We start from the raw sequence: 23937 nt of genomic DNA, 5'->3' as shown, positions 1-23937 counted from the left end.
CATGAACTGCTGGTTGCCTCGCCGCCCAGCGCATCCACTAGATGGGCAATCAGTGCGGCCAGTTCACCCGCCATCAAAATAAAATCGGCATCAAAACGCTGCGCGTAATCCTCGCGGTCGATATCGTCGTTCCGCTCCAGCAGCGTGGTGCTGTATTTCACTCTCTTCAGGCTGCCATCGTCGGACAGCATAAAGCTAATGCGCCCCTGCCACTCCAATGCCAACTTGGTCACCAGCTTACCGGCGGCGATATGCCCACGGATCTCGTCACTGACTAAATCCTGATGTTTACTGCGCAGAATGCCGCCCTGCTCCAAAACGGCTTTAAGCTCGGCTTCTTCCTGTAAGATGAATCCCGCAGGCGCAGCGCCAGAGCGCAACCACTCGGTTAACGTCAGTTCAATCGGGGTATTAAGTGTCAGAGGGACAACTGGCAGAGAACCCATAGTTTTGCGCAACAATGCCAATGCATTTTCAGCTTTCCGCGCGCTGGCAGCATCAATGATAATTAACCCGGCCCCTGCGTTAATCCAGAGGGATGTTGTCGAGTATTTGCTAAAGGCCCGTGGCAGCAGAGTCTGGATAACTTCATCTTTCAGCGACTCTTTTTCTGTTTTTTTCAGTTTACGGTGTTGCTCTTGCTCCAAACGCTCAACTTTACTCGCCAGCTCACGGGCGATAACCGGGGCGGGTAAATCCTTTTTTTCACACTGCAATGTGATAAGGATTTGCTTGTTAGCCACATGCGCAAGCGTTGCGCTTTCGTTACCCATTGGCGATATCCAACCGGTTTTCGCCATATCCTGACTGCCGCACGGTGTGAATGCGAACTGCGCCATTTGCTCTTCCAAATCAGCGAAAGAAACATCGCGAGATAATTTGTAAATCAATACATTCTTAAAATTAATGCTCATTGGTCAGTCCTCGGTAATTTTATTATTTTGCAAACCGTGGTCGGCGGTCTGCTGCAATGACTCTTGGTATTTGTGTTCCAGAGACGCTTGTAGCCTAATACTTTCATCACGCCATGTGCTTTCTCGCGCCTCCTGATCCTGCTTAATTCTCCCCTTCAGTTCGTCTAAAAATTGTCGTATTTTTGTGGGTACTTCATTCCCAGCCTTCCCCTTTTCTGGCAACAACAACTGATACTTTTCGGCTTTAGGTCTGGGAAGCAATCCTGTTGTTACGGCCTGCTCAACGGTACGTTTTACTGTCTCTTTGTCCCATCCTTCAGACACTGACCATGACGGTGATCGGCCTGTCCCTTGCGCTGCCTTAGCCAATCGTTCATAAGCAGCGATAAAAGCCATACGTGCGCCAATTTTGTCGCCCTCCTGCATGATTGGCTGGGCAATACTCCATGCCTGGGCAATTTCATTCGTCCAAACCACGGTGTTAGCTTCATCTTGCGCGGGTAATGCCAATGCCCACGCCTCATTCGCTGAGAGCCAATCTGGTTTACCGTCAATATTTTGGATATTGCGGATAATATCGGCGGGCTTAGGTGAAAACCGGCCTTGTTCTGGATCTATCACCCAGTTGCTGAACGCTTGACGCACAGTTTCAATGTCGTATGGCAGTAAAGCATTCCAATAAATTTTTAGTACAGCCTTGGATCCGTCTTTGCCGTAGATCGCCAAAATAGCTTTCATGATCTCAGCAAATTCTCGTTTTTCAGTCTCTGCTTCCCGCATGGATCACCCCCCACTCCTGACAAAATCGTCAGCAACCTGTGCATTGCGGGCCTCCAGTGCTTCCTGACGACTCAGGCCGGTGTTACCCGCGTACTGACTCTGTGGCCGACTCCGATTCTGTAACCATTCAAATTTGAACCCTTGCCAACCGGCAGCCATAGCTTCCGCTAACGAATCATCCACCGACCACCCAGCCCCAGCCGCTTTGTTCAACTCCTTACCCAGCATGTTCACCACGGTCTGCGTCATCGGCGCTCGTTTTGCTTTTCGGTGTGTTAGGTAGTCCTCCCAAATTTCAGGGCTCACCGTCATTGGGAAAGATGAAAAATCAAACACCGAACTTTTAACCGCCTTACGTGTGCGCTTCTCTGAAGTAGTCTCTGTTGTAGTCTCTGTAATCTCTGTATGAACATCAGGGCAATCTGCCCCCTTCTGATGGGGGCAATCTGCACCAATGGATGGGGGCAAGTTGCCATCTCCATCAGGGCAATCTGCCCCCTTGGACTGTGGCAATTTGCTGTCACTGTTTAGTGCGTCACACTCATAGTGAATCGTGTAATAATTCGTCATGTCACGTTGCGCTTTTGCTAACTGCTCAACACGGACGCATCCCGATTTTTCCAATGACAAAAGTGTGCGTTTTACTGTATCAATGGACCAAAACGGGAACTGCTTTACCCACTCTTTATGTGTGTTGTAAACCCACTGAAGGCCTTCCTGTTCAATGCCTGAGTTAGTTTCTGTTAGCCAATAATTGATCTGCTGCAAAATAATGGCTTCATTCAGACCGATACGGGCCGCTAACTCTGGATTGATCACCAGTGGCCGATATTTAAATAACAAGCTCATAGATCCCCCTACGGCTGCTTAGTATCAGAGGGACTATGTTGACGGGAATAAAACGCCTGAGTCACCCCAGACAAAGCCCCTGTGATAGCCATACGGCGGGCCTCCTGCCCGTCAATAGCCAGTTTTTTACCCACAACATTGGCAATGAGTTCTACCGATTGTGTGGTTGTAGGCGTTATGTTAGTCATTGGGATTTCTCCTGTCTGATGGGAAGCTCAGGCAGCCATTCAGGTACCGGCAGTCCGGCGAGTTTTAATTCGGCATGAACATGAACCAGCATGTCGGGAGCTTCGGCAAACATCGCCAAAAATCCACGAATGGCGGCTACATTGGTTTCTACTGCGGGGTTGGATTCCAACGCGTTGGCGGTGCTTTTTATGGCTACTGCCTCGCTTTCTGTCCATCGGGTCTTAATCTGATCTTCGCGCACGGTATGGAACGGTAAACCGTTCTTTCCCACCTTTTTGCGGGATAGCAACTCCCGCCGAACGTCAGATGCTATCGCAGCCCCTGCCGTTATAGCGGCAGGTTGATAAATTGTGGTCATTGGTCAGTCCTCTATCTTTACTGATGAGCTGGTTTGGTCAGAACCAGGCTAAGATTTTCCGGGTTGCGGCCATAGTCGGCCGGGTTGTAGATGTATGGGATGTTAGAAGATAAATGACACAACAGAGCAATATCTTCGGGCACTCCTTGAGATCGCCACTTACCCACTGCCTGCCCGGTTCGTGACTTACCTTTTGCAGGAAATCGGCGGCCAATTTCCGCATTGCTTCCAATTTCAGTTTTCAAAATATCATACAGTTTCATGGATACCTCCTCACTAATCGTAACCAAAGTATCAGATTCAAGCAAGAGCATAACGAAAACAAAGTTTCCAAAGATAGTGTTACTTTGGTGTCAATTTTTAGCTGGATATAATTCAGAGGAATCAATGGCAAGTACTTTAGCTGAAAGGGTCAGCGAAAGAAGGTCAGCGTTGAATCTTAGTCAGGAAGAGTTGGCAAGGAAATCAGGCGTGTCTAGAGTAGCTATAAGTAAAGCTGAGTTAGGGCTGACAAAAAACTTTAATGGCAATACGCTCTTTAATATTGCCCGTGCTCTTTTATGCAATCCAGAATGGCTTCAGACGGGAAAGGGAAATCCTGAATTACAATCCACATCCAGCGCTAATTGGGATGCGAATGTAAAAGAAAATAAAGACTCGCACCCATTACAATCCTATGAGTATCCCAAAATCAGTTGGGTTAGCGCGGGAAATTGGTCAGAAGCCATTGAGCCTTATAGTCTTGATGAAATAGACGAGTGGGTAACCACCACTAAGTATGCTGGACATAATGCCTTTTGGCTTGATGTTAAAGGGGATTCAATGACCTCTCCTGTGGGCTTAACCATTCCTGAAGGTATGTCTATATTAGTCAACCCAGATGTTGAACCCACCTCAGGTAAATTAGTTATCGCCAAACTAACCGATGGTAATGAGGCGACATTCAAACGCTACATTGAAGATGCTGGCAATAAATATCTCAAGCCTCTGAACCCCCAGTACCCAATGATAGAAATCAATGGTAACTGCCGAATTATCGGTGTTGTTGTTGAGGCTAAATGGGAAAATTTATAAGGAAAAAACAATGTATTGTATGAAATGCAGCGCATCAATTGAGCCCCATAGCAAGTATTGTTCATCCTGCGGAACCCAAGTCAGTCAACTAAGCCTGGCAAAACCCATTGCAACAACAGAAAATGGCTTTATGGATTTTATTAAAAAATGGGGCACAAGGGCCATTATTCTCATTGTTGCCACTATTTTTGCTGTCCTTTATAAAGATCTGGGTCGCGCGCTAACAGATAAATCAGATAATGCTTCAATCTGGGAAAAAGCCGTACCAGCATTTATTGAAGAAAAAATCAAACTCGGCATTCCTAAGCGTTTGGATGACAATACAGTGATTACTGATATGTTCATTCAAGATAAAAGTGTAAATTATGTTTATAAAATCAATGATATGACACCTGATTACGAAACAGTAGTCCATGTTAAAACCATTGCAAAAGAAAGTTTTACCCATGCGCTTTGTAGCAACATTCTTATCGATAAACATCAAGGCTCAGCTAACTATATTTACCAGTTTCCAACAAAGACATTGACCGCCACCTTTAACAAATCAGACTGCCCAGTCCGTTAACATTTCCCCCATCCTCCAGAAAAACCACATGTAATGGTTTTTCACGACCAATACGGAAACTAAAGTATCAGAACTTGCTTGACGCAATCCGAAACTATAGTTACATTCAGATTCAAGAATAGGACTACCACCCGAAACGATGGGTACGCTCTTTAACAAACAGGTTAAGTGACACAAAACGGTCCGCGTGTACCGGTCACGGCTCAGCTAAACCACGAATTACCAGTGTGCCTTCCATGAGGGTATAGCGGTGATAGACACAACTGAGGACTGACCAATGGCCACCACATCTCGTCAAAAACGTATGGCAAAAAAACGTAATGCCCATATCCAGGCACTGGCAAATCGGGGAACTAACCGTGTTGAAAGAGCAGTATTAGTGATGGTGCGGAGTAAACTGATACCGGATATGCCAGCCATCACCAACAAGTCCCGCACTTCAGCAGATCCAGAGAAACGCATTGCAGCAGTTGCCCGCCAGAAGATGCGTGGTTGCAGTCAGTTACCTCGCGGCGTGCGTTAGGCGTTAACTATCAAGAAAGCAAAATCAAACCATCGGAGCTACAGCTTAGGCTGTGGCTCTTTTTTTTACCTTTAAGGAACCAAAATGAGCAAATTATCAGCAATTAACATGCAGCAGATTGAATCTTCCCAGATCCATAGCATCGGCCATGACTCGGTAAGTAACACTCTGGCGATTCGCTTTAAGTCGAAAGGTGAACCTGCTGCGCTCTATCACTACAAAAATGTATCCGCTGATGAATACGCAGCGTTCTCTGGTGCCGAATCAATTGGCTCCCACTTCTACCGCAATATTAAAGCGGATACCGATCGTTATCCGTTCCAACGCATTAACGAAAAGAAAGACGGCGAATAAGTGGTTTTACCGCTGCCCCTGTACGCGGGGGCTTCGGCAAGTTCACTACCGATAAGGAATAAGACTATGAGCACCAGTAAGTATCGATGCGAAAAGTGCAATAAATTTAAGCAATTTGATCGGTCGATGCTGAAAGTTGGCGACAAGGTTGAATTCACCAAAATATCAAGTAATGGTCGGTCAGTTCGCATGTCGTCCGTAACCGGTAATATTATCTTTATTGATGGTGACAAAGTGTCAATTAACTATAGAGGCACTTTATGCCAGAAAAGCCTAAATGAAGTAAATCCGCTAGATGCTCCATCTGGATTGTCGTACGCAATGATAGGGATTTGTATCTGTTAATAGAGATATTCCCCGTAACGGAAAAGATGAAGACCATTGAGGAAAGTATATTGGACACATTAAAAGTTAAGACTCCAACCAACCCAAGTAGAACCGCAACTGCCCGAGTGAAAAACCCCCTTCCTGCTCCTACTAATTGCCATTTTTGTTCAGGTAGCGTTCACGTCGCCACGCACCAGCAAGTCTATGGCCGCGACTACAGCGACTGGCCTTACGTCTATTTATGCCAAGGCTGTGGTGCGTATGTGGGCCTACATCCATTCACTGCTATTCCTTTAGGGACTCTGGCAGATAAGGCAACCCGACAGGCCAGAAAATCATGTAAAACCCCGTTTGAAAATATCTGGCGCTCAGGGCATATGTCTCGCTCTCAAGCATACGGTTGGTTAGCGGCGAAAATGGAGATCCCCACAGAGCAGTGTCACTTTGGTTGGTTTGATATTAAGCAGTGCCAGCAAGCGAAGCAGATATGTGAAGGCCACTCCCCAACCTGATCTATGAGGTGCATCGTGAATGAATACAACTATCAGCGAATGGTTGAGCAATCGCTGGAACAGTATGACCGCCTATTAATTTCGGATCCGGATGAGCAAGAGGAGTTAGGCAAACGGATTGAGTTTTTACGCCGCCATTCAAAAATGCTCAACGCCTTTAAATCCGCTGTCCAAAATAGCTGTTTTGTTGCTGGAGCGAGTACCGGCCACCTTGAGTTACTTACCGAAACTGCCGCTATGGAACTTTATCTGGATGAGGTACAGGAGGAAATATTTCTCCGGGTTGCCAAGGCCGAGCGAGCAATGGAATTAGACGCTGAGAAAGACCACCTACCTCCAATAAAGAGAAAAGCCCCAGCGATTAAACCGGGGCTATCCCAGGAGTGCGGGACCAACCGCAAACCTACTGAGGACTGAACAATAACCACGAGGATTATTATCAGCGTGGTTGAGTGACCAAACCCAACCATGGGAAAGCATACCATGCCTATTGAATTCATCAAGACACTCCAGTATCGCCATCGTGTGACTGGTGACGACATTAACCAGTATCCCCGCCAATCTGGCCTGAAATTCTTCTTCGCATGCGTTTTAGGCGCGTTCATGTTTCTTGCTATCGCTGTCAAAATTTGAGGACTGACCAATGACCACTCAAGCAGTAACAACCAATCTTCCACCCGCCGTGGTTGGGTTGAATATTGACGAACCCACGTGGAACGCGCTGAAAAACAGTATTTACCCTGGAGCTAAAGATGATTCAGTCATCATGGCCGTCAGTTATTGCCGCGCTCGCCAATTAGATCCGCTGATGAAACCCGTTCATTTAGTACCTATGAGTGTGAAAGATGCGCTAACCGGTAAATATGAAACGCGCGATGTGGTGATGCCCGGCGTTGGGTTATATCGCATACAGGCTGACCGCTCCGGTAACTATGCCGGAGCGCAAGAGCCAGAATTTGGCCCAGATCTGACGCAAGCCTTTAATGGAGTAGAAATCACTTTCCCTCAGTGGTGCAAATACACACTGAGCAAACTCATGCCTAACGGCACTATCGTGGAATTCAGCGCAAAAGAGTACTGGCTGGAAAACTATGCCACCGCGGGTCGTGATACCCAGGCACCCAATGCTATGTGGAAAAAGCGGCCTTATGGGCAATTAGCCAAATGTGCCGAAGCGCAGGCATTGCGTAAAGGGTGGCCAGAAATTGGTCAGCAGCCGACAGCGGAAGAAATGGAGGGTAAAAGTCTTGATGTGACTGAAACTAAAGAACACAGGCAAGGCAACCAGACACCAAGTCAGCCGCAGGCACTACCAGAATACAGCGCGGAACAATTTCAACGCGCGCTGGCTGACTGGACAACACTGATCAATAAAGGCAAGAAAACCGCCGTGCAAATCATCAACACCATCGAAAGCAAATACACCCTCACCTCGGCACAAATCAAAACTATCGAACATCTGGAGGCAGAAGATGCAAATCATTAATGTCCAACAAGGCACGCCTGAATGGCACGCCTTGCGCAGTCGCCATTTCACCGCCAGCGAAGCCCCGGTAATGATGGCCGCCTCCAGCAAAATGCGCCGCGATGAATTGCTGAACATGAAGGCCACCGGATCAGAACGGGAGATCAGCGATTGGGTACAAACAAACTTGTTTGATAAGGGCCACGCGCAGGAAGCCACTGCGCGGGTAATCGTAGAATCCATTATCGGCACCGAGTATCGGATGGCACCAAAGAAAACTTTGTCTGGATGGAATATTTACCAGTACGCGGGCGGCGCAAGGAATTGATGGCAGGTTGGCAGCAATTTGAGCAGGATTTAAACGGTTACACAGCCCCTGAGATCAAAGATATCCCGCAAGGCAAAGCCTTGATGCGCCTCCCCGCTTTATTGGTAGAAATCGAAGGCGCAGTAAAAGAGTCAAACTTGGCGGTCTACCAGAATCAGGCACTGGCCTTTATTCAATCTATCAATACTAATCTGGTGACCGATCAGGACTTCGCTGACGCAGAAGAAACGGTTAAGTTTTGTGAAAAGGCCGAGAAAGAACTGGATCTGATTAAGCAGCAGGCGCTGTCTAAAACTGAGCAGATTGATCTGCTGTTCCGCACCATTGATACCTTGCGTGATGAAATGCGTAACAAGCGGCTGGACCTGTCGAAACTGGTTAAGTTGCGCAAAGAGGCTATTCGCCTTGAGATACTGAACAAGGCAAAAACCGCTCTTGCCGAGCACATTTCCAGTATCAATAAACAGTTGGCGATTGTCACTCTACCCACTATCCCGGCTGACTTTGCCACGGCCATCAAAGGCAAGAAAACCCTCACGTCTTTGCAAAGTGCCGCCAACGATGAACTGGCCCGAGCCAAGATAGCCGCTAATCAAGTGAGTGAAAAATATCAGGCCAATTTAACGCTATTTACTGATATTGAACCGGCTTATAAAAACCTGTTTGCTGACATCAACCAAATAATCGGCCTTGAGCATGAACATTTAGCGCTGATGATTGAGCAACGCATTACCAGGCAAAAACAGATAGAGGAACAGCAGAGACAGCAAGCAGAGCAACAACAGGAAGAATTGAAAAAACGGCAACTGGCCGCCGCAGCGGTCACAACTGAAATCGTCGCTGTAAGCACTGCTACAACTGCCCATCAGCCGTTGCACCCCGCGGGAGCAGTGAGTTTCCCTGAACAACTGGGTAAAACGACAAATGAAACAAAAATAGCAACGCCAGTTGACCTGATTGCACAGATTAATGCTGATTTGGTTACGGCAGGCATTGATCTTACTACTGAAACAGTTTACCGCCTGTACCAGGCGGTAAAAGCTGGCCGGATCCGCTATTTCTCTATCACGCAGTAACCTTTCATCACCTGCCTCGACAGGCAATTCACAGGTAATTAATCATGACAACACAGGCCACCACTGCCAGTGTGCTGGAGTCATCCCTGCGTCCAGTTCGGGCGCAGTTAGACCTTGCCATTGAGCAGACTACCGGCACCGCACAGCGCTCTATCGAGAGCGCTACTGTTTTACTCAACCAAACACAGTCCCTATGTATTGAACAACTCAATATCGAGACTGACGAATACAACCTTTTATTCGACCGTTTAGAGAAAGCTGAGAACGACCTAACCACGAAATCCTTGGCATTAACGCATGTACAGGAACGCATAGAAAGCGCTGACCTGGTAGCCGCTGAAGCGAATGCCCAGAGAGACAGTATTTCAGCCAAATACAACCTTTCAATTTCTGATCAACGCGTGTTGGCCACTGAAGTGAATCGGTTGAAATCACTTAACCCTGAAAAAATGAAAATCCAAATCGTGCGGCTGAAAGATGAACTGGACAACAAGCGCACGCTGTTAAACCAGCAATTGACGGAAATCCGGCGGTATAAAAAAGAGGCGGCAGAAAGAACCAGCAAACTGGCGGCCATGGTCAATGTTAACAACCAACTGGCTAATACTGTTTCAGACCTTACCGCACGGATCCAGCGCATGGATGGGGACGTCGAGCCCACTTATTACCGTGGTAATGATGGCACTGAGTTTTACTTTTACACCTTTCAGTGGGGGTTGAAGCTCCGCTCTGGTGATTATGATATGCAGCTTATTAACGATATTGACTGGCATATTGAAATCCGTTCCACCACGGGTATTGGCCTGATCGTCTCTGTTAATGAGTGGGCATTGCCGGTCTACCCCATGGTTGATGACTTCAAACGGAACTGGCCGGATGGCCTAACGCCTGCTGTTACACAGCGCATTCGTGACCTGCTTGAACCAACTCACCCGCACCTGGTTAAGCGGGCGGAATGGGCAGAGTCTGTGCTTACCGAAACTCTCCTCTTGAAAGAGCAGTATTTAGAACTGCTGGCCCGCTCTGGGATCCATTCATTGTTTGATGTTGTTCGCCGAACGCCTGACATGTTGGCTAATGCAGTCAAAGGTTTCGGGATCGCAAGCGCTCGCCAAGTGCATGCTCAATGCACCCGAATCGTAAAAGAGTGGGAATCAGAGCAGAAACAGAAGGAAGCCGCATGATGGATGAGGAACTAAACCTGAGCACCGGCTGTTATTTTAAGGAAGATGACAGAGGAGACCACACCGCTTGCATAATCTGGTTAATGCGCAGCCGCGCAGAGATCCGCAGCGGGAATCCCTACCTGCCAATGCCAAAACCGATTTATCCCAGTGATGAACGATGGCGCGGCTTACCCCAGGTGGATACGGTCGATATCGGTATTCGTAAGCGCTACTCATTGGAAATTTTGTTGGCTATTTATCAGTTTCACCGCGCTGGCCACAATGAAAACTTGATTGCCAGCGATACCGGTATTCCGGTGACCACTATCCGCAAAATGCTGGAGCACAAAACCCAAAACCAGCGCAAAGCATGGCAACTGGCGCACCAGCTTCGCATCCCCTCCAAACGAGACATTATCAACCGATTAATACGGGAGGTTTAGTTATGACCGGTCAATGCAAAGAAAGGCCGATTTTATTTAATAGTGACATGGTTAAGGCCATTTTAGATGGTCGCAAGACGCAGACGCGGCGGATCATGAAGATTCAGCCATCAAATGATTTTTATCCGCTTAGCTGTACAGGTGAAATCGATTTTGATGCTCGTTGGTATTGTCCGGGAGTGGTGGATAAAGACGGATACCTGCAACCAGCAAAGAAAGATGTCTTCGGTGTAGCTAACGAGGAAGACGGTTACATCTGCCCACTTGGTGCAGATGGCGATCAACTCTGGGTGCGCGAGACATTCGGAAATTGTGGAGTTCGAATTGTGTATCGTGCTGACAAAGATGATGGTGCGCACTGTCAGGTTAAGCGCTGGACGCCATCTTTGCATATGCCCCGTGAGGCTTCCCGAATAACACTTGAGATTACAGGCGTTCGTGTTGAGCGCCTAAATACAATCAGCACTGGCGATGCTATGGCAGAAGGTTATCTAGCAGAGCGTTCAGCAACTGGTTGTCACCTGGATGCGTGGCGGTGGTTCCGTGAATTATGGGATGGCATTTATCCAGATAACACCTTTGAAGCTAACCCATGGGTGTGGGTAATCGATTTCAAAACAATAAACTGAGGATTGACCAATGACCAACGAAAAACTGGCGGCAATTGCCGCAACAACTCAACCAAAGGCCACCAGCCTGGCTACCGATATCGCAGCGCACTGTCTGGCGTTCGAACAGTCGCCGGAATACTCGGCAATGATTCAGCGGCACGTTTCCAGCCTGTACGACAAGGCGATCAAAGAAACCTTCGAGTGGGGTGACTTCCCCCGCGCCGTAAAGAAAGCGCTAGAGGAAGCTCTGCCAGCCAACATCTCACAGATGGTCGATCTGCCGCGTTACAACATCCTCATGGCTAAAAAGCTGGAAGAAAGCTGGGCGCTCAATGCTGTTGGGGAGCGCCTAACAGCAGGTATGCAGAAGATGGTGCTGGATTTCGTCAAGGCAGACGAGACGCCGAAATACATCAAAGCCTCCGATCTCTGGAAAGCCTATATCGAGGAACACAAAGAAGAAGCGGCCCACGAGGGCTGGGAGCGGCCAGAAGTGCTGATGGACATGGGTGAGGGCGACGTATTCAGAGTGGGGATCGAGAAAGAACCAGCCAGTGAAAGTTCATCACTGTACAGCTCATCACGCAACAATAAAAAAACGCACGCATTCGAATTCACGGACAATTTCTATTTCATGCGCAAGGGTGAGTATGTTGATTCTAAAGGTCGCATGGACAAAATTATGCAAGAAGTTGATGGTTTCCCTGTCTATGAGCTGTATTCAGGTCAAGTAGACGGCGATGCATTAGGCAAAAAAGTAATCATGTTCCGTGGTGAATTTGAAAAGCTAGTTGGAGCACTGTACTACGGCGATAGCTTGCTCGTGTTAGACGAGTCTGATGCTGATGAAGTTTATTATCCCGACCGCTATTAATCAGGAAATGAGTATGTCTCAGGAACTGGCTTTGAAATTTAGCAACGCAGGTCCAGAGCAATTACTGGGCATACTCCCTACAGAAGAGGTGGTAGAAATAATAAAGTTTCATTTACAAGAAGAGGTAGAAGCGGAAGTTCGTAGCGAATTCACCGCCCGCATTGATTATCTGGAAAATGAAGTAGATGAGCTTAGTGGGTGGGAAGATACAGCCAACGGATGGGAATGTGATGCCATAGGCCTGTATCGTGCTATTGAGCACGCATTAACGGTCCCATGGAGCCAAGCAATACCGTTACTCCAAACCAAAAAGCAATAGAAGAGCATGGTGGCGATATTGAGCCAATACCATGAAAATCGCAAAAGGCCGGGCGGCGGTATGGGAACACGCTGCCGAGGCCAATATGCAGGAAACCATCAGGAAGATTGCAGCATTATTTGATATTGATGATATTGCCATTTTCACCCCCGGTAAGCTGACCTACCTCAAAAATAAACCCCGTAAATATATCCGTATCAGGCCATTAGAAAGTGATGTGGTTATCAATCCAATAACTGGCGCTCATAGCGCTAAGAAGGGAACGTGAATAAAGGTTCTAAGTTAAAGCACCCAAATGTTATTACTGTTAAAAAGCAGGTTAATAAAGTAAATACTTGGTTTAAGCGATTTAAATAATTCCACCCTCTCAACTCCCAGTCATTACTCATTATATATCACCCCACAGTCTGGGATTTATTTATTCAATCAAGGAGTAATCCCATGTTTGGATTGTTTCTATACGTCTGTTTTACATTTCAGCCCTGCAAATATGAATCACAGGGATATATATATCCTGACCAAAGTAATTGCCTTGCTGACATCCAGCAAGAAGGTTTGCCGCCTGAATATGTTTGTTTGCCAGTTGAAGGCGTTTTAATGGCGAGGATAAAGCAATGAGCAAAATAATATCGGTAAAAATGGCAAGGCCCAGTGAAGATGAAGTGAAATCTCTGTGGCAACTCTTTCACGCCACTGAAGCAGCAGAAGACCGCTGGCACAGAGAATCATCCGCGCAATTTTTAGAACGCTTTGACGATCAAGAAATCAGTGACGAGGAGCGCACATTTATTGCCGTTGCGTGGGATTCCCTGGTACAAGGCCACGGTGGATTTGGGCGCTTCATCGGCGCTTATGAGACCCTAATCTATAATTTCCAAGATCCAGATGCTGACCACGTTGCCACACATCCTAAATTTAATGCTCTTCTGACGGAATCAGAGCTATTACCAGTGGTATTTGAGGGTTATCACGAGGCTAAAAATACTATTGCAGATCTGGAAAAAAAGAATCAAATGTTGGCTATTGAAAACATGGTGTTGCAAGAAAAAGCGGCGCGGGAATTATCCGGAGCGTGGATCATGAACCGCCTAGTTGTTGGTTCAATCGCAGCAATTTCACTTATTCACGCCGGGCAATTTACCAGCGCAAAGGATTGGTTGCTGGAAAATATGGAGGGTATAGATATTGATATTCCTACCTATCAATCAGACACACAATTAAATGAATGGGCCAAAAGTCAGCAAGAGGGGTATTTAACCCACACTCAAGCACTGAAAATTATTAAGCAACAAATACCAGAAACGGCGCAGGTAATTAATGAATATCAGGCGCAAGGAGTTGAGCTGGCAGCGGATGGATTCCACAAGTCGGTATTCTCTGCAATTGAAGAGGATGGAGTGATCAAGTCTCTTTTATATATCAAAGCTGACTTAATACAGTTCGCCGCCAACCTGAGGGGTTCCCATGAAATCAAATCGTGAAGCAAAGCGGCTGCTTGGTATGCCCTACAAACTTAGTCGGTCAAAACCTTGGACTGATGTTTGGTTATTCAAAGTGCCAATAGAGTGGCGCTGGCAGCTTCCAGATCATCTGCAATCGCACGCCATTGTAGCCGTCAAATATGAACCTCATTTACTAGCAGGAATGGTATGTGATGGCTATGGACACTATCCGGCAACGGCGTTTTATCCTGCATATGTGGCGAAGGGAGTAACAGCTGATGAATAACATCGAAGAGAGAATTAAATTCCTCAAGGCCAGCGTAGCGTTATCAGATTTAGTTGGTCCTGATGAATTGACAGTCACTGTTTCTGATTTGAGCGCACTGATAGCACAACTGGAAGCAGCACAACGTGATCGTGATCTGCACTATCGCGTGAGCGAGAAGCTTCGCATTGAATTGATTGCAGCAGAAGCCGAGTTATCAGCGGCAAACGAGAAGCTGAGTAAGCCTGCTGTGTTGGCTGAAGGCTCTGGCTGGGCAAGTGATCCGTACAATAATGGCAGAAACGCAGGTATACGAGAGTGTAAATTCGCACTCAAAGCCGACGGTTTTGCGGTAGAGGGGGAGTGATGCTAATCGGCTTTGTTCTTCTCATTACTTCCTGCTTTAACGATAGTTGCGACGCGCTACCCGTCACCGAATATATCTACCCCACTCAATCCGAATGCTTAACAATTTCAGCGCTGATTAAAGAGCGCAGGACCGACGTTGTACTGACGTGCGGCGAAGTGTATCGGTAACCGTGCTATAATCCTCCTGAACGTAAATAAGGAGAATATAATGGAAGTTGCTGAATATCTGGTTATTGGCGGTAGCTGGGATGGAGAAGTTAAAAAGGGAGATTTAGCTCAAGATACGGTTCGGTTTGTTCATCGCCCTCAAATTATAGCTGTGGGCCCCGGAGGGACTCAGCACGATAATTATGTTGCAGACGGATTTGAAATCTACAACGTAATTAAGCACAAGGCGGATGATGGCAAATATTATCTTTTCGCAATAGCACCTGAGGCGGAAGGTACCAATTTGGACGACCGACTTAGAGCAGTTAGGCCTAAACCTAAAGCCATAGAATAGTTACGCCACCACTCAATGAGCCTCGCTAAATGCGGGGTTTTTTATTGCCCGATAATAGGGGGACACAGTGATTCATTATCATGGAGGGCCAATCACGCCAGATTCCTGCGCAATCAGAGCATGGAAAGGACGCCATGCATTTATATCCTTTGCGCATGCTGGACAGATAGAGTTAGCCAGCGAGATTTGCCAAAGTTTCTCTATTGATAATGGTGCATTTACAGCATGGAAAGCTGCAGGTAAGAACAAAATTGACTGGTCAGATTATTACGCATTTATCGAAAGATAGAAGAATCACCCAGGCGTGGACTTTGTGATAATACCAGATGTGATTGATGGCGGACCCGAGGAGAATGACGCCCTCTTATCTGAGTGGCCTCATGGAAAATCAATAGGAGTTCCTGTTTGGCACATGAATGAAAGTGACGAAAGATTTATCCGTTTATGTCATGAGTATCCACGCGTAGCGATAGGCAGTTGTGGCGAGTACGACGTAAAATCGCCGCTTAAAGCTGTCGCTAGATTAAAGGACATAATTCGACATGTGGTTGATATTCACGGTCAGCCAATAACAAAACTTCACGGTCTTCGGATGCTAAATCCAACCATTTTTACAAGGCTCCCATTATCATCAGCTGACAGCACTAATGTAGCAAGAAATATTGGCTTAGATAAAAAATGGAAAGGAACTTATCAGCCAGAATCAAAAGAAACCAGAGCATCTATTTTAGTTGAAAGAATCGAGGCCCATAACGGCTCTGGCACTCTCGATTATTGCGAAAAACGTGACAACTTTGCTGTGCAACTGGGGCTTGAAGTGTAAATGAACAAATTAACTAATGCAGATGCTGAGTAAAGAGCCGTTACGAATTCGGCACGATTGACACCACGCCGCTGTATTAATATTCAATAGATGTATCACTAAAACATAGCCCCTTACCACCACAGACCAAACGACCATAATAGGGCGCAGCATCGTTGCGTCCTTTCCTACTGAGGAAAGACCAATGACCAAAATACTGACTCGCACTGAATTAGAAGAGATCACTGGTTTTGTACAACCCAAGAAACAGTGTGAATGCTTACGTGAAAGTGGCATTTTTTTCATCGAGCGTAAAGATGGTAGACCTAGCACAACATGGGCGCATGTTGAGCACCCTATCTCTTCCCGCAATATCATTCATAACATGCCTGAAGACCAACCTAATTATGGGGCTATTTAATGTCACGTCCACGCAAGAACCCTGCAGATAACTGGATGCCTCCACGGGTTCGTAAAGGCAAGTCTGCATATGAATTCAGGGCAATAGACGGGAGAACAATCCGTCTATCTAATTTTGAATGCAGTCAGGCTGATGTCTGGGTTGCTTTTGAGAAATTAATGATCAACCAAAAAGAGGATTCGACATTTACTGGTTTGATTAATGAGTTTCTATTGTCAGGTGATTTCTGCGAACTGGCCTCCGAAACGCAAAAGGATTACCACAAATACTCATCAAAAATAATTGCAGTGTTTGGGAAAATGTCTCCCGACAATATAAGACCAGAGCATATTCGAAAGTATATGGATAAGCGTGGAGCAAAAAGCAGGGTTCAAGCAAACAGGGAAAAATCCTTCATGTCGAGGGTTTTTCGCTGGGGATATGAGCGCGGGAAAGTAAAGTTAAATCCTTGCCAGGGGGTCAAGCAATTTAAAGAAAAAGTTAGAACTCGTTATATAACCGATGAAGAATACACCGCCCTTTACGATACCGCCCCATCGGTCGTAAAAGTGGCCATGGAGTTGGCTTACTTATGCTGTACCAGGCAAGCGGATATTTTGGACATGAAGAAAGGGCAGTTACTGGAGAGCGGCATACTTATACAACAAAGCAAAACTGGCGTTGCCCAAATTAAAGCTTGGATACCTCGGTTGCATGAGGTTATACGACTAGCAAGCACCCTCCCCTTAAACAGGGGCGTTGTGAGCATCTACTTGTTACACCAGCAATCAGGGTCACGTTTCACCCGTGATAGTTTTAATGCCCACTGGATGAAAGCAAAAAAGGCAGCAACTATGAAGTATCCCGAACTGGAATTTAATTTTACGTTCCACGATCTAAAAGCAAAAGGCATCTCAGACCTAACTGGTTCGCTATATGACAAGCAGGCAATCTCAGGACACAAAAACGCATCACAGACAGCGCGATATGATAGAAAGATTAATGTAGTTCCGGTGGTGGGAGGTCAAGATATGGCGAAGTGATATGGCGAAACAATGGTGAAGTGGGATTTCAATCACAAAAAAACCGCCTCTCGGCGGTTAACGACATACTCGTACTACTTTGTTTTACTTAGACTATTTTCCATGGTGCCCGGGGCGGGACTTGAACCCGCACAGCCATAAGCCGAGGGATTTTAAATCCCTTGTGTCTACCGATTTCACCACCCGGGCTCTGGAAAACTGGAGGCGCGTCCCGGAGTCGAACCGAGGTAGACGGATTTGCAATCCGTAGCATGGCCACTCTGCCAACGCGCCTTATTCTTCTTTGCCTTTACAGCTAAGGTTCGCTAATGCCAACCTATTAATTTGGAGCGGGAAACGAGACTCGAACTCGCGACCCCGACCTTGGCAAGGTCGTGCTCTACCAACTGAGCTATTCCCGCAATATCAGAACCTACTGATTCTTTTGCTATCTTTCGACATTTCGTTGCTGCCGTCTGATGCGATGCATTCTACTTACCTGACGCAATGAGTCAATAAAATTATCTGAATTATTCGTTCGTTTGCTGCTTTTTACGGCGCTTCGATCAAGGTTCGAGCAAATCACTCCAGGCCGCGTTCAAATATTGGAACATTGACCAGAATGTCAGTACAGCTGCAATATAAAGTAAAACGAAGCTAGCAAGTTCAACATTGTGGTCAGGACGCCAAAGCAACCCAACAAGTGACCCCATTTGCGCCATCGTCTTTACTTTACCGACCCATGAAACCGCAACGCTGCTGCGTTTACCAATTTCTGCCATCCATTCTCTAAGAGACGAAATGATAATTTCCCGGGCGATCATCGTTGCTGCCGGTAATGTAATCCACCAGGAGTGGTAATGTTCAGCAACCAGTACTAATGCAACGGCTACCATAACTTTATCCGCTACAGGATCAAGGAAAGCACCAAAACGGGTTGTCTGTTTCCAACGTCGAGCTAAAAAGCCATCAAACCAATCGGTTGCCGCAGCAAACACAAATATGATGGCGCAAACCATCGGAGCCCAGACGAACGGCAAATAAAACGCCAGAACGAAAAATGGGATGAGCACAACACGGAACAAGGTAAGCCAAGTCGGTATATTCAATTGCATAATGCTACGATAACTATCTGGCTGGTGTGGACATTATGAGTATGGTGCAACATTAGCTTCAGTGTTTCAATGCATTGTGGATTTTTTCTGCCAATGCTTGTGAAATACCCGGCACTTTTGCAATTTCCTCGACGCTTGCGTTAAACAAAGGTTGTAGTCCCCCCATATATCTCAACAAAACTTGCCGTCGTTTGGGGCCAACACCTTCTATCATTTCTAACGCACTGGTATTTTTTACTTTAGATCGCCGCTGCCGGTGCCCGGTTATTGCATGATTATGAGAATCATCACGAATATGCTGGATCAAATGTAATGCTGGTGAATCTGGGGGCAAAGAAAAACCCTCACCTTCTGATGCCAAGAATAATGTTTCCAGGCCCGCTTTGCGATCACTACCTTTAGCAACACCGACTAGCAACGGTTTTTGCTTATCCCACGGAACATTCAACGAGGCAAAAACATCAAAGGCCTGTGACAACTGCCCCTTCCCACCGTCAATAAATATGACATCAGGAATTTTTTGATCATCTAATGCTTTCCCATATCGACGTTTTAGTACTTGAGCCATCGCCGCATAATCATCACCCGGCGTGATGCCACTAATATTGTAGCGCCGATATTCAGATCGTACAGGACCATTCGCATCAAATACTACACAAGAGGCTACGGTTTGTTCCCCCATCGTATGGCTGATATCAAAACATTCCATACGATTAATTTCATCAAGCTTAAGGATCTTGGCTAATTCCTTCATGCGTTGATGAATAGTCGATTGCTGAGATAAGCGGGTTATCAATGCGGTTGAAGCATTGGTACGTGCTAACTTGAGGTAACGTGCGCGATCTCCTCGAGGGCGGCTTTGTATCTGAATTTTTCGCCCAGCCAGTTCAGAAAGAGAAGATGCCAACAGATCTTTTTCTGTGAGGGTAAAATCCAGTAAAATTTCACCAGGCAATGTACGCCCTTGGCTTCCTTGTAAGTAAAACTGCCCAACAAAAGTCTGAACGACTTCGCTCAACTCAGTACCAGTGGGAACTTTAGGGAAATAACTCCGACTACCTAATACTTTCCCTAATCTGATAAACAGTACATGAACACAAGCAAGCCCCGCATCAAATGCCACACCGATAACATCAAGATCTTCACTGTCACCAGAAACAAACTGTTGTTCAGTTACTCGACGCACAGCTTGGATTTGATCGCGAATACGTGCTGCATCTTCAAAATGCAGTTGCTGGCTAGCCTCCTCCATACGGGTGATTAACTGCGTCAAGACTTGCTGATCTTTACCTGAGAGGAACAAACGAACGTAATCAACTTGGCGCTGATACTCTTTTTCACTTACCAACCCCTTCACGCAAGGCCCGGAACAACGCCCAATCTGATATTGTAGGCAAGGCCGTGAGCGATTGCGGTAAACACTATTCTCACATTGCCTCACTGGAAAAAGCTTCTGTAATAATGCCAACGTTTCACGCACCGCATGAGAGTTTGGAAACGGCCCAAAATACTCCCCTTTCTCATGTTTTGCGCCACGGTGTACAGCAAGGCGCGGATGCTCGTCCGCACTCAAGAAAATAAGCGGATATGACTTATCATCACGTAGCAACACATTGTAACGTGGCTGATAAAGCTTGATGTAATTGTGCTCAAGCAACAGTGCTTCCGTTTCAGTATGCGTAACGGTGACATCAATATGAGCAATATTCTTAACTAACGTTTCAGTTTTGCGGCTGGCGACCTGAGCACGAAAATAGCTCGTCAGACGCTTTTTGAGATCTTTTGCTTTACCGACATAAATAACTGTCCCTGCCGCATCGTACATCCGATAAACACCAGGCTGACTGGTGACAGTTTTCAAAAATTCTTTAGAATCAAAAAGATCAGTCACTATTTGATAACGTCTCCGCGTTAAATAAACCGTGGCGAATAGCCAGATGGGTTAATTCAACGTCACCACTAATATTGAGTTTGCTGAACATACGGTAGCGATAACTATTAACCGTTTTTGGACTCAGATGAAGCTGTTCTGATATCTCATTCACCTTTTGGCCTTTCGTTATCATTATCATAATTTGCAACTCACGCTCCGACAAACAGCTAAAAGGTGTTTCTGTTGGAGGCTCAAGCTGGCTCAGTGCCATTTGTTGTGCAATATCAGAAGCTATGTAACGTTGCCCAGCATGTACCATGCGGATAGCAGTTATGACATCCTGCGGAGCAGCTCCTTTACTGAGATACCCCCCTGCCCCCGCTTGCATGACTTTTGCCGGTAATGGATTCTCCGTATGAATGGTTAGCATTATAACTTTAGTATCCGGCGAAAAACGTAAAATTTTACGTGTTGCTTCCAACCCGCCGATACCGGGCATATTCATATCCATCAGGACGATGTCTACAACATGGCTACGGCACCATTTTACCGCATCTTCACCACACTGCATCTCACCCGCGACTTTGATACCTTTGATGTCGTCAAGAATGCGTCGTATCCCTGCGCGCACCAATTCGTGGTCATCAACAAGAAGAACGCTGATCAAAGAAATTTCTCCAGAAATAAAGGGAGTAGACTAACCATGCTTTGTTTACCGTAATGATATTACTTGTTTTCGACCAAAGAATGAATACAGAATAATTGCAAAATCATATCTATATTGTTTGACAGATATTATTTTTATCATTGTTTTAGTTATGTACATAAAATCTCAAACATATTGAGTTTACAACACGATAAAAAAGAAACGTATTTTTAAGATACTTCTTGGTTTACATCTTCATACATTCAAAAAACTAATTATTAGCATTAGATAAGTTAGTTCTTATGAAGAAAAACACAATTCATTGATATAAATAGAGATTAAAAAATCAAGCCAATCCATAAGCATAGGAACTATTCCTATATTTTTTATTGACTGTTTGTATTTTATTCACTCGGAGTGTGCACTAATTTTGATACAAATTATTTAATTCCTAAAAAAAACATATGCTTTATGCGAATATTCGCTTAATTAGGAAAATACTTAGATGATGAATGTCTCGATTTCCTTCCAGCCCTCTTTTTTTACAACGTGTCTCATCATTCTATGATATAATCTTTTAACTGTTTAATAATGCCACAAATGTTCATTACCGACTCTACCCTCAGGAGAGAAAATGAGTAATCCAGACTTTACGACTTCTGCTGACCCAACAATCTTAGCCAATGAAGTCGCATGTTTGAAAGCAACTCTGACCCTGTTACTGAAAGCAATCGGTCAAGCCGATGCTGGGAAAGTAATCTTAAATATCGAGCGTTCTATTGCCGGTATAGAAGACGCTGCTCAAGCTGAAGTCTTCACAAATACACTTGCTCAAATCAAGAACGGCTACCGCCAATAGCTATCCAGGGCCAACATAGTGGCCCCTTCACCTATTCGGGCTACCAATTGACATAATAGTAGAGCTTCACTGTTTGCCATTGAAATATTATGTATAAGCAGCTTATCCCCTGATAATCAAAGAACACGATGGGATTGTTACTTAATGTATTGATTGGTAAAAGAATGGTGCTGATGGTCACACTACTGTCGAAAACTCGTCACTATTATATTGCTGACTTAATACTACTTTTCCTACTTTTGCCTTTATCACTCACTGTATTGTGGGTACTGAACGTAGTATTGGTGCTTGGCGTATAACAATTAAATTCGGTTTGTGGGCCACAATTCCTTATTTTGTCTATCTGGTATCACTTTACTTTTTTATTGGGTATATACGTTTACCACTAGCCTTGGCTTCTGCTGTTTTATGTTGGGTTATTGCCGCATGGATATTGATATCAGTCTGGAGCCAGTGAGGAGTTGCACCAAAGGCACATATCAAGTCAACGTAATAGTAACAAGATCAGTGCATGAACAGCCAACATCGCGACTGCGAAGGTTAAATTAATATTATTTATAGATCTTGATCTTTTTTCAGCAGATATCGCCTCGGTCACCTGAATCTTCCTAATTTTATAAACCCAATAGCCACCAAGAATGACAAAAAAAAGAGCCAAGGCAACGGCTAGCAATGGATAGCCCCACACGAGATACTCACCTAATCCTGCAATCGCGAACCATAGAACGACGAATACCATGATTGACCACCTAAATTTTAATAGTTTGTAGCTTAACACATACCTTAAAAACGATTAAGTAACATCAAAAAAATATTGGTGAGATGATCAATCACTGGCCTTCCTAAAAAACAGACTTTATTGCCCTCTAAGAATGGACCCTATACTAAACTTGGTGCTGGTCAGATTGTTACATTAAAATACAGCATGATTTATCATGATGACGTGTAAGGCTAAAACACATGGTTCATTAACCGCGTCAGGGACTCAATTTTTTATCGTTGATGAGTTTTTGTAGCTGATGAAAAAAACAGCCGTACAGTGCACTAATACGGCTGTTATGGTTATATAGAAAGTATTTTATTAAAAACGATAGCCAATGCCTAAAGCCCATGTCCCGATGTTGGCATTTTTAAGTTTTGTGTACTCGTATGAAGCATCAATGGCAATATTGTTAAGTGGATTAAATTGCATCCCAACACCATATGCCAAAGACTCTTGCTCCTCTTTTTTACCGTATCCTAATACAGATGCTTTCGCTTTCCCATGCCCGACGCCCAATAATGCATACATGCTGAACAACTCATTAAAATGTACGCTTGGCCCAACCATCAGTGAATAATAATCAAAGGATGCATCCCCAACTTTGACATTATTATTATCTAGATAGTCATAATTTAAATTCGTGTAAGTAAAAGAACCTATCGTACCGAACATCTCACTCAGTTTATGGTGATATTTAACATTAATCCCTTGAGGATCATCGTTTAATCTAATGTCTTTTCGATTTCCATCACCGAGCCTTACATCCCCTTGAGCATACCCCAATGAGATGGTGCGATCCCCTGCTGCATAGGCCGCGGAACTGCTTAATAAGGTTGCAGTTATAAATGCAGCCAATGTGATTTTATTCTTCATTAAATTTCCATCCTTAAATAATTATCTTTGATTATGGTATCGTCGCATTGGTCACTAATATTCGATCAGTAGTCCATCACAAAACATAATTTCATGTGTCATAGAAAATACTCACGAAAATAATATACTGAGAATGGAATAGGTTCAAATTAAGCAGAGTAAAAACAAAAGAAAACGTTTGATTTCGAAATAATAAACATTACAACAAATAAGAATTAGTTATTAAAAAACAAAAAAATAGGCGCATATCAAATCGAGAGGATAATAATAAAAAGTTAA

Annotated in this window: 32 protein-coding genes, 3 tRNA genes and 3 pseudogenes; 24 read left to right on the top strand and 14 right to left on the bottom strand. The window is 45.2% G+C overall.

Annotated elements, in window-relative coordinates; genetic code table 11:
• Positions 1–14 precede the first annotated feature (14 nt).
• The 6 genes and pseudogenes from rdgC to AC971_RS02960 form a co-directional block, all read right to left on the bottom strand.
• Positions 15–914 (bottom strand): annotated as a pseudogene (rdgC, locus tag AC971_RS02985) (recombination-associated protein RdgC); the annotation flags it as partial.
• 3 nt (positions 915–917) lie between these two features.
• Positions 918–1694, bottom strand: a complete 777-nt coding sequence (locus tag AC971_RS02980) for a hypothetical protein (protein WP_011192254.1) — start codon at positions 1692–1694, stop codon at positions 918–920.
• Between the two features lie 3 nt (positions 1695–1697).
• Complete coding sequence (locus AC971_RS21690; protein ID WP_025383631.1) at positions 1698–2543, bottom strand: hypothetical protein; 846 nt, start codon at positions 2541–2543, stop codon at positions 1698–1700.
• A gap of 8 nt (positions 2544–2551) precedes the next feature.
• A complete protein-coding gene (locus tag AC971_RS02970; protein WP_025383630.1) occupies positions 2552–2731 on the bottom strand; it encodes a hypothetical protein in 180 nt (59 codons plus the stop codon).
• Positions 2728–3090, bottom strand: a complete 363-nt coding sequence (locus AC971_RS02965; protein WP_011192252.1) for a hypothetical protein — start codon at positions 3088–3090, stop codon at positions 2728–2730. The genes AC971_RS02970 and AC971_RS02965 overlap by 4 nt, the downstream gene beginning before the upstream one ends.
• Before the next feature lie 17 nt (positions 3091–3107).
• Positions 3108–3353, bottom strand: a complete 246-nt coding sequence (locus tag AC971_RS02960) for a hypothetical protein (protein WP_025383629.1) — start codon at positions 3351–3353, stop codon at positions 3108–3110.
• A 124-nt stretch (positions 3354–3477) separates the two neighbouring features.
• Here AC971_RS02960 and AC971_RS02955 point away from each other — a divergent pair, with 124 nt between their 5' ends.
• The 22 genes and pseudogenes from AC971_RS02955 (at position 3478) to AC971_RS02845 (ending at position 17550) form a co-directional block, all read left to right on the top strand.
• Positions 3478–4164 (top strand): LexA family protein, encoded by a 687-nt coding sequence (locus AC971_RS02955; RefSeq protein WP_011192250.1) that lies wholly within the window; start codon positions 3478–3480, stop codon positions 4162–4164.
• Positions 4165–4174: 10 nt separating this feature from the next.
• The gene (locus AC971_RS02950; protein ID WP_025383628.1) at positions 4175–4729 is read left to right on the top strand and encodes a zinc ribbon domain-containing protein; all 555 of its coding nucleotides are present in this window, start codon (positions 4175–4177) and stop codon (positions 4727–4729) included.
• 277 nt (positions 4730–5006) lie between these two features.
• Positions 5007–5252 (top strand): hypothetical protein, encoded by a 246-nt coding sequence (locus tag AC971_RS02945; RefSeq protein ID WP_011192248.1) that lies wholly within the window; start codon positions 5007–5009, stop codon positions 5250–5252.
• 84 nt (positions 5253–5336) lie between these two features.
• Entirely contained in the window at positions 5337–5606 is a 270-nt protein-coding gene (locus AC971_RS02940; protein WP_025383627.1) for a KTSC domain-containing protein, read from the top strand.
• A gap of 371 nt (positions 5607–5977) precedes the next feature.
• Entirely contained in the window at positions 5978–6445 is a 468-nt protein-coding gene (locus AC971_RS02930) for a zinc-finger-containing protein (protein WP_025383625.1), read from the top strand.
• Between the two features lie 15 nt (positions 6446–6460).
• Positions 6461–6862: a hypothetical protein gene (locus AC971_RS02925; protein ID WP_144236088.1), complete on the top strand. Its 402-nt coding sequence runs from the start codon at positions 6461–6463 to the stop codon at positions 6860–6862.
• Between the two features lie 226 nt (positions 6863–7088).
• Complete coding sequence (gene bet / locus AC971_RS02920; RefSeq protein ID WP_025383623.1) at positions 7089–7931, top strand: phage recombination protein Bet; 843 nt, start codon at positions 7089–7091, stop codon at positions 7929–7931.
• A complete protein-coding gene (locus AC971_RS02915) occupies positions 7918–8238 on the top strand; it encodes a hypothetical protein (RefSeq protein WP_048677291.1) in 321 nt (106 codons plus the stop codon). The genes bet and AC971_RS02915 overlap by 14 nt, the downstream gene beginning before the upstream one ends.
• Positions 8199–9314 (top strand): hypothetical protein, encoded by a 1116-nt coding sequence (locus AC971_RS02910; RefSeq protein WP_158499219.1) that lies wholly within the window; start codon positions 8199–8201, stop codon positions 9312–9314. The genes AC971_RS02915 and AC971_RS02910 overlap by 40 nt, the downstream gene beginning before the upstream one ends.
• A 44-nt stretch (positions 9315–9358) precedes the next feature.
• Positions 9359–10498, top strand: coding sequence for a coiled-coil domain-containing protein (locus AC971_RS02905; RefSeq protein ID WP_025383622.1), 1140 nt, complete (start codon positions 9359–9361; stop codon positions 10496–10498).
• The gene (locus AC971_RS02900) at positions 10498–10923 is read left to right on the top strand and encodes a hypothetical protein (protein ID WP_231572988.1); all 426 of its coding nucleotides are present in this window, start codon (positions 10498–10500) and stop codon (positions 10921–10923) included. Before AC971_RS02905 ends, AC971_RS02900 begins: the two co-directional genes overlap by 1 nt.
• 2 nt (positions 10924–10925) lie before the next feature.
• The gene (locus AC971_RS02895) at positions 10926–11552 is read left to right on the top strand and encodes an ASCH domain-containing protein (protein WP_038402215.1); all 627 of its coding nucleotides are present in this window, start codon (positions 10926–10928) and stop codon (positions 11550–11552) included.
• 10 nt (positions 11553–11562) lie between these two features.
• On the top strand, positions 11563–12408 hold the full coding sequence (locus tag AC971_RS24595; protein WP_025383619.1) for a hypothetical protein: 846 nt from the start codon (positions 11563–11565) through the stop codon (positions 12406–12408).
• Between the two features lie 13 nt (positions 12409–12421).
• The gene (locus AC971_RS02885) at positions 12422–12727 is read left to right on the top strand and encodes a hypothetical protein (RefSeq protein ID WP_025383618.1); all 306 of its coding nucleotides are present in this window, start codon (positions 12422–12424) and stop codon (positions 12725–12727) included.
• Positions 12728–12758: 31 nt separating this feature from the next.
• Complete coding sequence (locus AC971_RS02880; protein ID WP_025383617.1) at positions 12759–12995, top strand: hypothetical protein; 237 nt, start codon at positions 12759–12761, stop codon at positions 12993–12995.
• A gap of 346 nt (positions 12996–13341) precedes the next feature.
• Positions 13342–14208, top strand: coding sequence for a hypothetical protein (locus AC971_RS02875; protein WP_025383616.1), 867 nt, complete (start codon positions 13342–13344; stop codon positions 14206–14208).
• Positions 14192–14455, top strand: coding sequence for a stationary-phase-induced ribosome-associated protein (sra, locus tag AC971_RS02870; RefSeq protein ID WP_025383615.1), 264 nt, complete (start codon positions 14192–14194; stop codon positions 14453–14455). The genes AC971_RS02875 and sra overlap by 17 nt, the downstream gene beginning before the upstream one ends.
• Positions 14448–14801 (top strand): hypothetical protein, encoded by a 354-nt coding sequence (locus AC971_RS02865; protein ID WP_025383614.1) that lies wholly within the window; start codon positions 14448–14450, stop codon positions 14799–14801. Before sra ends, AC971_RS02865 begins: the two co-directional genes overlap by 8 nt.
• 210 nt (positions 14802–15011) lie before the next feature.
• A complete protein-coding gene (locus tag AC971_RS02860) occupies positions 15012–15305 on the top strand; it encodes a hypothetical protein (protein ID WP_025383613.1) in 294 nt (97 codons plus the stop codon).
• Between the two features lie 67 nt (positions 15306–15372).
• Positions 15373–16128 (top strand): annotated as a pseudogene (locus tag AC971_RS02855) (hypothetical protein).
• A 184-nt stretch (positions 16129–16312) separates the two neighbouring features.
• Positions 16313–16528 (top strand): DUF4224 domain-containing protein, encoded by a 216-nt coding sequence (locus AC971_RS02850; RefSeq protein ID WP_025383612.1) that lies wholly within the window; start codon positions 16313–16315, stop codon positions 16526–16528.
• On the top strand, positions 16528–17550 hold the full coding sequence (locus tag AC971_RS02845; RefSeq protein ID WP_025383611.1) for a tyrosine-type recombinase/integrase: 1023 nt from the start codon (positions 16528–16530) through the stop codon (positions 17548–17550). Before AC971_RS02850 ends, AC971_RS02845 begins: the two co-directional genes overlap by 1 nt.
• Positions 17551–17653: 103 nt before the next feature.
• On the opposite strand, the gene AC971_RS02840 is transcribed toward AC971_RS02845, so the two are convergent.
• The 6 genes from AC971_RS02840 to uvrY all read right to left on the bottom strand — a co-directional run bounded on the left by AC971_RS02840 (position 17654) and on the right by uvrY (position 21184).
• Positions 17654–17739: transfer RNA gene (locus AC971_RS02840), tRNA-Leu, on the bottom strand.
• 10 nt (positions 17740–17749) lie between these two features.
• A tRNA-Cys gene (locus AC971_RS02835) sits at positions 17750–17823 on the bottom strand.
• 52 nt (positions 17824–17875) lie between these two features.
• Positions 17876–17951 (bottom strand) — tRNA-Gly (locus tag AC971_RS02830).
• Between the two features lie 144 nt (positions 17952–18095).
• Positions 18096–18644, bottom strand: a complete 549-nt coding sequence (gene pgsA / locus AC971_RS02825; protein ID WP_002220475.1) for a CDP-diacylglycerol--glycerol-3-phosphate 3-phosphatidyltransferase — start codon at positions 18642–18644, stop codon at positions 18096–18098.
• Between the two features lie 58 nt (positions 18645–18702).
• Positions 18703–20535, bottom strand: coding sequence for an excinuclease ABC subunit UvrC (uvrC, locus tag AC971_RS02820; RefSeq protein ID WP_025383610.1), 1833 nt, complete (start codon positions 20533–20535; stop codon positions 18703–18705).
• Positions 20528–21184: a UvrY/SirA/GacA family response regulator transcription factor gene (uvrY, locus tag AC971_RS02815; RefSeq protein WP_025383609.1), complete on the bottom strand. Its 657-nt coding sequence runs from the start codon at positions 21182–21184 to the stop codon at positions 20528–20530. Before uvrY ends, uvrC begins: the two co-directional genes overlap by 8 nt.
• Positions 21185–21797: 613 nt before the next feature.
• On the opposite strand from uvrY, the gene AC971_RS02810 reads away from it, so the two are divergent.
• Both AC971_RS02810 and AC971_RS21685 read left to right on the top strand, forming a co-directional pair.
• Positions 21798–22022, top strand: a complete 225-nt coding sequence (locus AC971_RS02810) for a DUF2594 family protein (protein WP_025383608.1) — start codon at positions 21798–21800, stop codon at positions 22020–22022.
• Between the two features lie 128 nt (positions 22023–22150).
• Positions 22151–22479, top strand: a pseudogene (locus AC971_RS21685) (GlpM family protein).
• Between the two features lie 27 nt (positions 22480–22506).
• On the opposite strand, the gene AC971_RS02805 reads toward AC971_RS21685, so the two are convergent.
• The gene (locus tag AC971_RS02805; RefSeq protein ID WP_025383607.1) at positions 22507–22761 is read right to left on the bottom strand and encodes a hypothetical protein; all 255 of its coding nucleotides are present in this window, start codon (positions 22759–22761) and stop codon (positions 22507–22509) included.
• Positions 22762–23103: 342 nt separating this feature from the next.
• On the bottom strand, positions 23104–23658 hold the full coding sequence (locus AC971_RS02800) for an Ail/Lom family outer membrane beta-barrel protein (RefSeq protein ID WP_025383606.1): 555 nt from the start codon (positions 23656–23658) through the stop codon (positions 23104–23106).
• Between the last annotated feature and the right edge of the window lie 279 nt (positions 23659–23937).

This window comes from Yersinia similis, assembly GCF_001053095.1.
Classification (GTDB): domain Bacteria; phylum Pseudomonadota; class Gammaproteobacteria; order Enterobacterales; family Enterobacteriaceae; genus Yersinia; species Yersinia similis.
The sequence above is the reverse complement of the archived record's forward strand: the minus strand, read 5'-3'. Positions and strand labels throughout refer to the sequence as shown.

What these genes read in the sequence shown, in the direction of transcription:
- AC971_RS02850 (WP_025383612.1), top strand. Translation starts at nt 16,313, where the DNA reads ATGACCAAAATACTGACTCGCACTGAATTAGAAGAGATCACTGGTTTT.
- sra (WP_025383615.1), top strand. Translation starts at nt 14,192, where the DNA reads ATGAAATCAAATCGTGAAGCAAAGCGGCTGCTTGGTATGCCCTACAAA.
- AC971_RS02800 (WP_025383606.1), bottom strand. Translation starts at nt 23,658, where the DNA reads ATGAAGAATAAAATCACATTGGCTGCATTTATAACTGCAACCTTATTA.
- AC971_RS02880 (WP_025383617.1), top strand. Translation starts at nt 12,759, where the DNA reads ATGAAAATCGCAAAAGGCCGGGCGGCGGTATGGGAACACGCTGCCGAG.
- AC971_RS02940 (WP_025383627.1), top strand. Translation starts at nt 5,337, where the DNA reads ATGAGCAAATTATCAGCAATTAACATGCAGCAGATTGAATCTTCCCAG.
- AC971_RS02930 (WP_025383625.1), top strand. Translation starts at nt 5,978, where the DNA reads ATGAAGACCATTGAGGAAAGTATATTGGACACATTAAAAGTTAAGACT.
- AC971_RS24595 (WP_025383619.1), top strand. Translation starts at nt 11,563, where the DNA reads ATGACCAACGAAAAACTGGCGGCAATTGCCGCAACAACTCAACCAAAG.
- AC971_RS21690 (WP_025383631.1), bottom strand. Translation starts at nt 2,543, where the DNA reads ATGAGCTTGTTATTTAAATATCGGCCACTGGTGATCAATCCAGAGTTA.
- AC971_RS02945 (WP_011192248.1), top strand. Translation starts at nt 5,007, where the DNA reads ATGGCCACCACATCTCGTCAAAAACGTATGGCAAAAAAACGTAATGCC.
- pgsA (WP_002220475.1), bottom strand. Translation starts at nt 18,644, where the DNA reads ATGCAATTGAATATACCGACTTGGCTTACCTTGTTCCGTGTTGTGCTC.
- AC971_RS02885 (WP_025383618.1), top strand. Translation starts at nt 12,422, where the DNA reads ATGTCTCAGGAACTGGCTTTGAAATTTAGCAACGCAGGTCCAGAGCAA.
- AC971_RS02805 (WP_025383607.1), bottom strand. Translation starts at nt 22,761, where the DNA reads ATGGTATTCGTCGTTCTATGGTTCGCGATTGCAGGATTAGGTGAGTAT.
- AC971_RS02810 (WP_025383608.1), top strand. Translation starts at nt 21,798, where the DNA reads ATGAGTAATCCAGACTTTACGACTTCTGCTGACCCAACAATCTTAGCC.
- AC971_RS02865 (WP_025383614.1), top strand. Translation starts at nt 14,448, where the DNA reads ATGAATAACATCGAAGAGAGAATTAAATTCCTCAAGGCCAGCGTAGCG.
- bet (WP_025383623.1), top strand. Translation starts at nt 7,089, where the DNA reads ATGACCACTCAAGCAGTAACAACCAATCTTCCACCCGCCGTGGTTGGG.
- AC971_RS02905 (WP_025383622.1), top strand. Translation starts at nt 9,359, where the DNA reads ATGACAACACAGGCCACCACTGCCAGTGTGCTGGAGTCATCCCTGCGT.
- AC971_RS02910 (WP_158499219.1), top strand. Translation starts at nt 8,199, where the DNA reads ATGGAATATTTACCAGTACGCGGGCGGCGCAAGGAATTGATGGCAGGT.
- AC971_RS02875 (WP_025383616.1), top strand. Translation starts at nt 13,342, where the DNA reads ATGAGCAAAATAATATCGGTAAAAATGGCAAGGCCCAGTGAAGATGAA.
- AC971_RS02960 (WP_025383629.1), bottom strand. Translation starts at nt 3,353, where the DNA reads ATGAAACTGTATGATATTTTGAAAACTGAAATTGGAAGCAATGCGGAA.
- AC971_RS02900 (WP_231572988.1), top strand. Translation starts at nt 10,498, where the DNA reads ATGGATGAGGAACTAAACCTGAGCACCGGCTGTTATTTTAAGGAAGAT.
- AC971_RS02860 (WP_025383613.1), top strand. Translation starts at nt 15,012, where the DNA reads ATGGAAGTTGCTGAATATCTGGTTATTGGCGGTAGCTGGGATGGAGAA.
- AC971_RS02845 (WP_025383611.1), top strand. Translation starts at nt 16,528, where the DNA reads ATGTCACGTCCACGCAAGAACCCTGCAGATAACTGGATGCCTCCACGG.
- AC971_RS02895 (WP_038402215.1), top strand. Translation starts at nt 10,926, where the DNA reads ATGACCGGTCAATGCAAAGAAAGGCCGATTTTATTTAATAGTGACATG.
- AC971_RS02955 (WP_011192250.1), top strand. Translation starts at nt 3,478, where the DNA reads ATGGCAAGTACTTTAGCTGAAAGGGTCAGCGAAAGAAGGTCAGCGTTG.
- AC971_RS02915 (WP_048677291.1), top strand. Translation starts at nt 7,918, where the DNA reads ATGCAAATCATTAATGTCCAACAAGGCACGCCTGAATGGCACGCCTTG.
- AC971_RS02970 (WP_025383630.1), bottom strand. Translation starts at nt 2,731, where the DNA reads ATGACTAACATAACGCCTACAACCACACAATCGGTAGAACTCATTGCC.
- AC971_RS02980 (WP_011192254.1), bottom strand. Translation starts at nt 1,694, where the DNA reads ATGCGGGAAGCAGAGACTGAAAAACGAGAATTTGCTGAGATCATGAAA.
- AC971_RS02950 (WP_025383628.1), top strand. Translation starts at nt 4,175, where the DNA reads ATGTATTGTATGAAATGCAGCGCATCAATTGAGCCCCATAGCAAGTAT.
- AC971_RS02965 (WP_011192252.1), bottom strand. Translation starts at nt 3,090, where the DNA reads ATGACCACAATTTATCAACCTGCCGCTATAACGGCAGGGGCTGCGATA.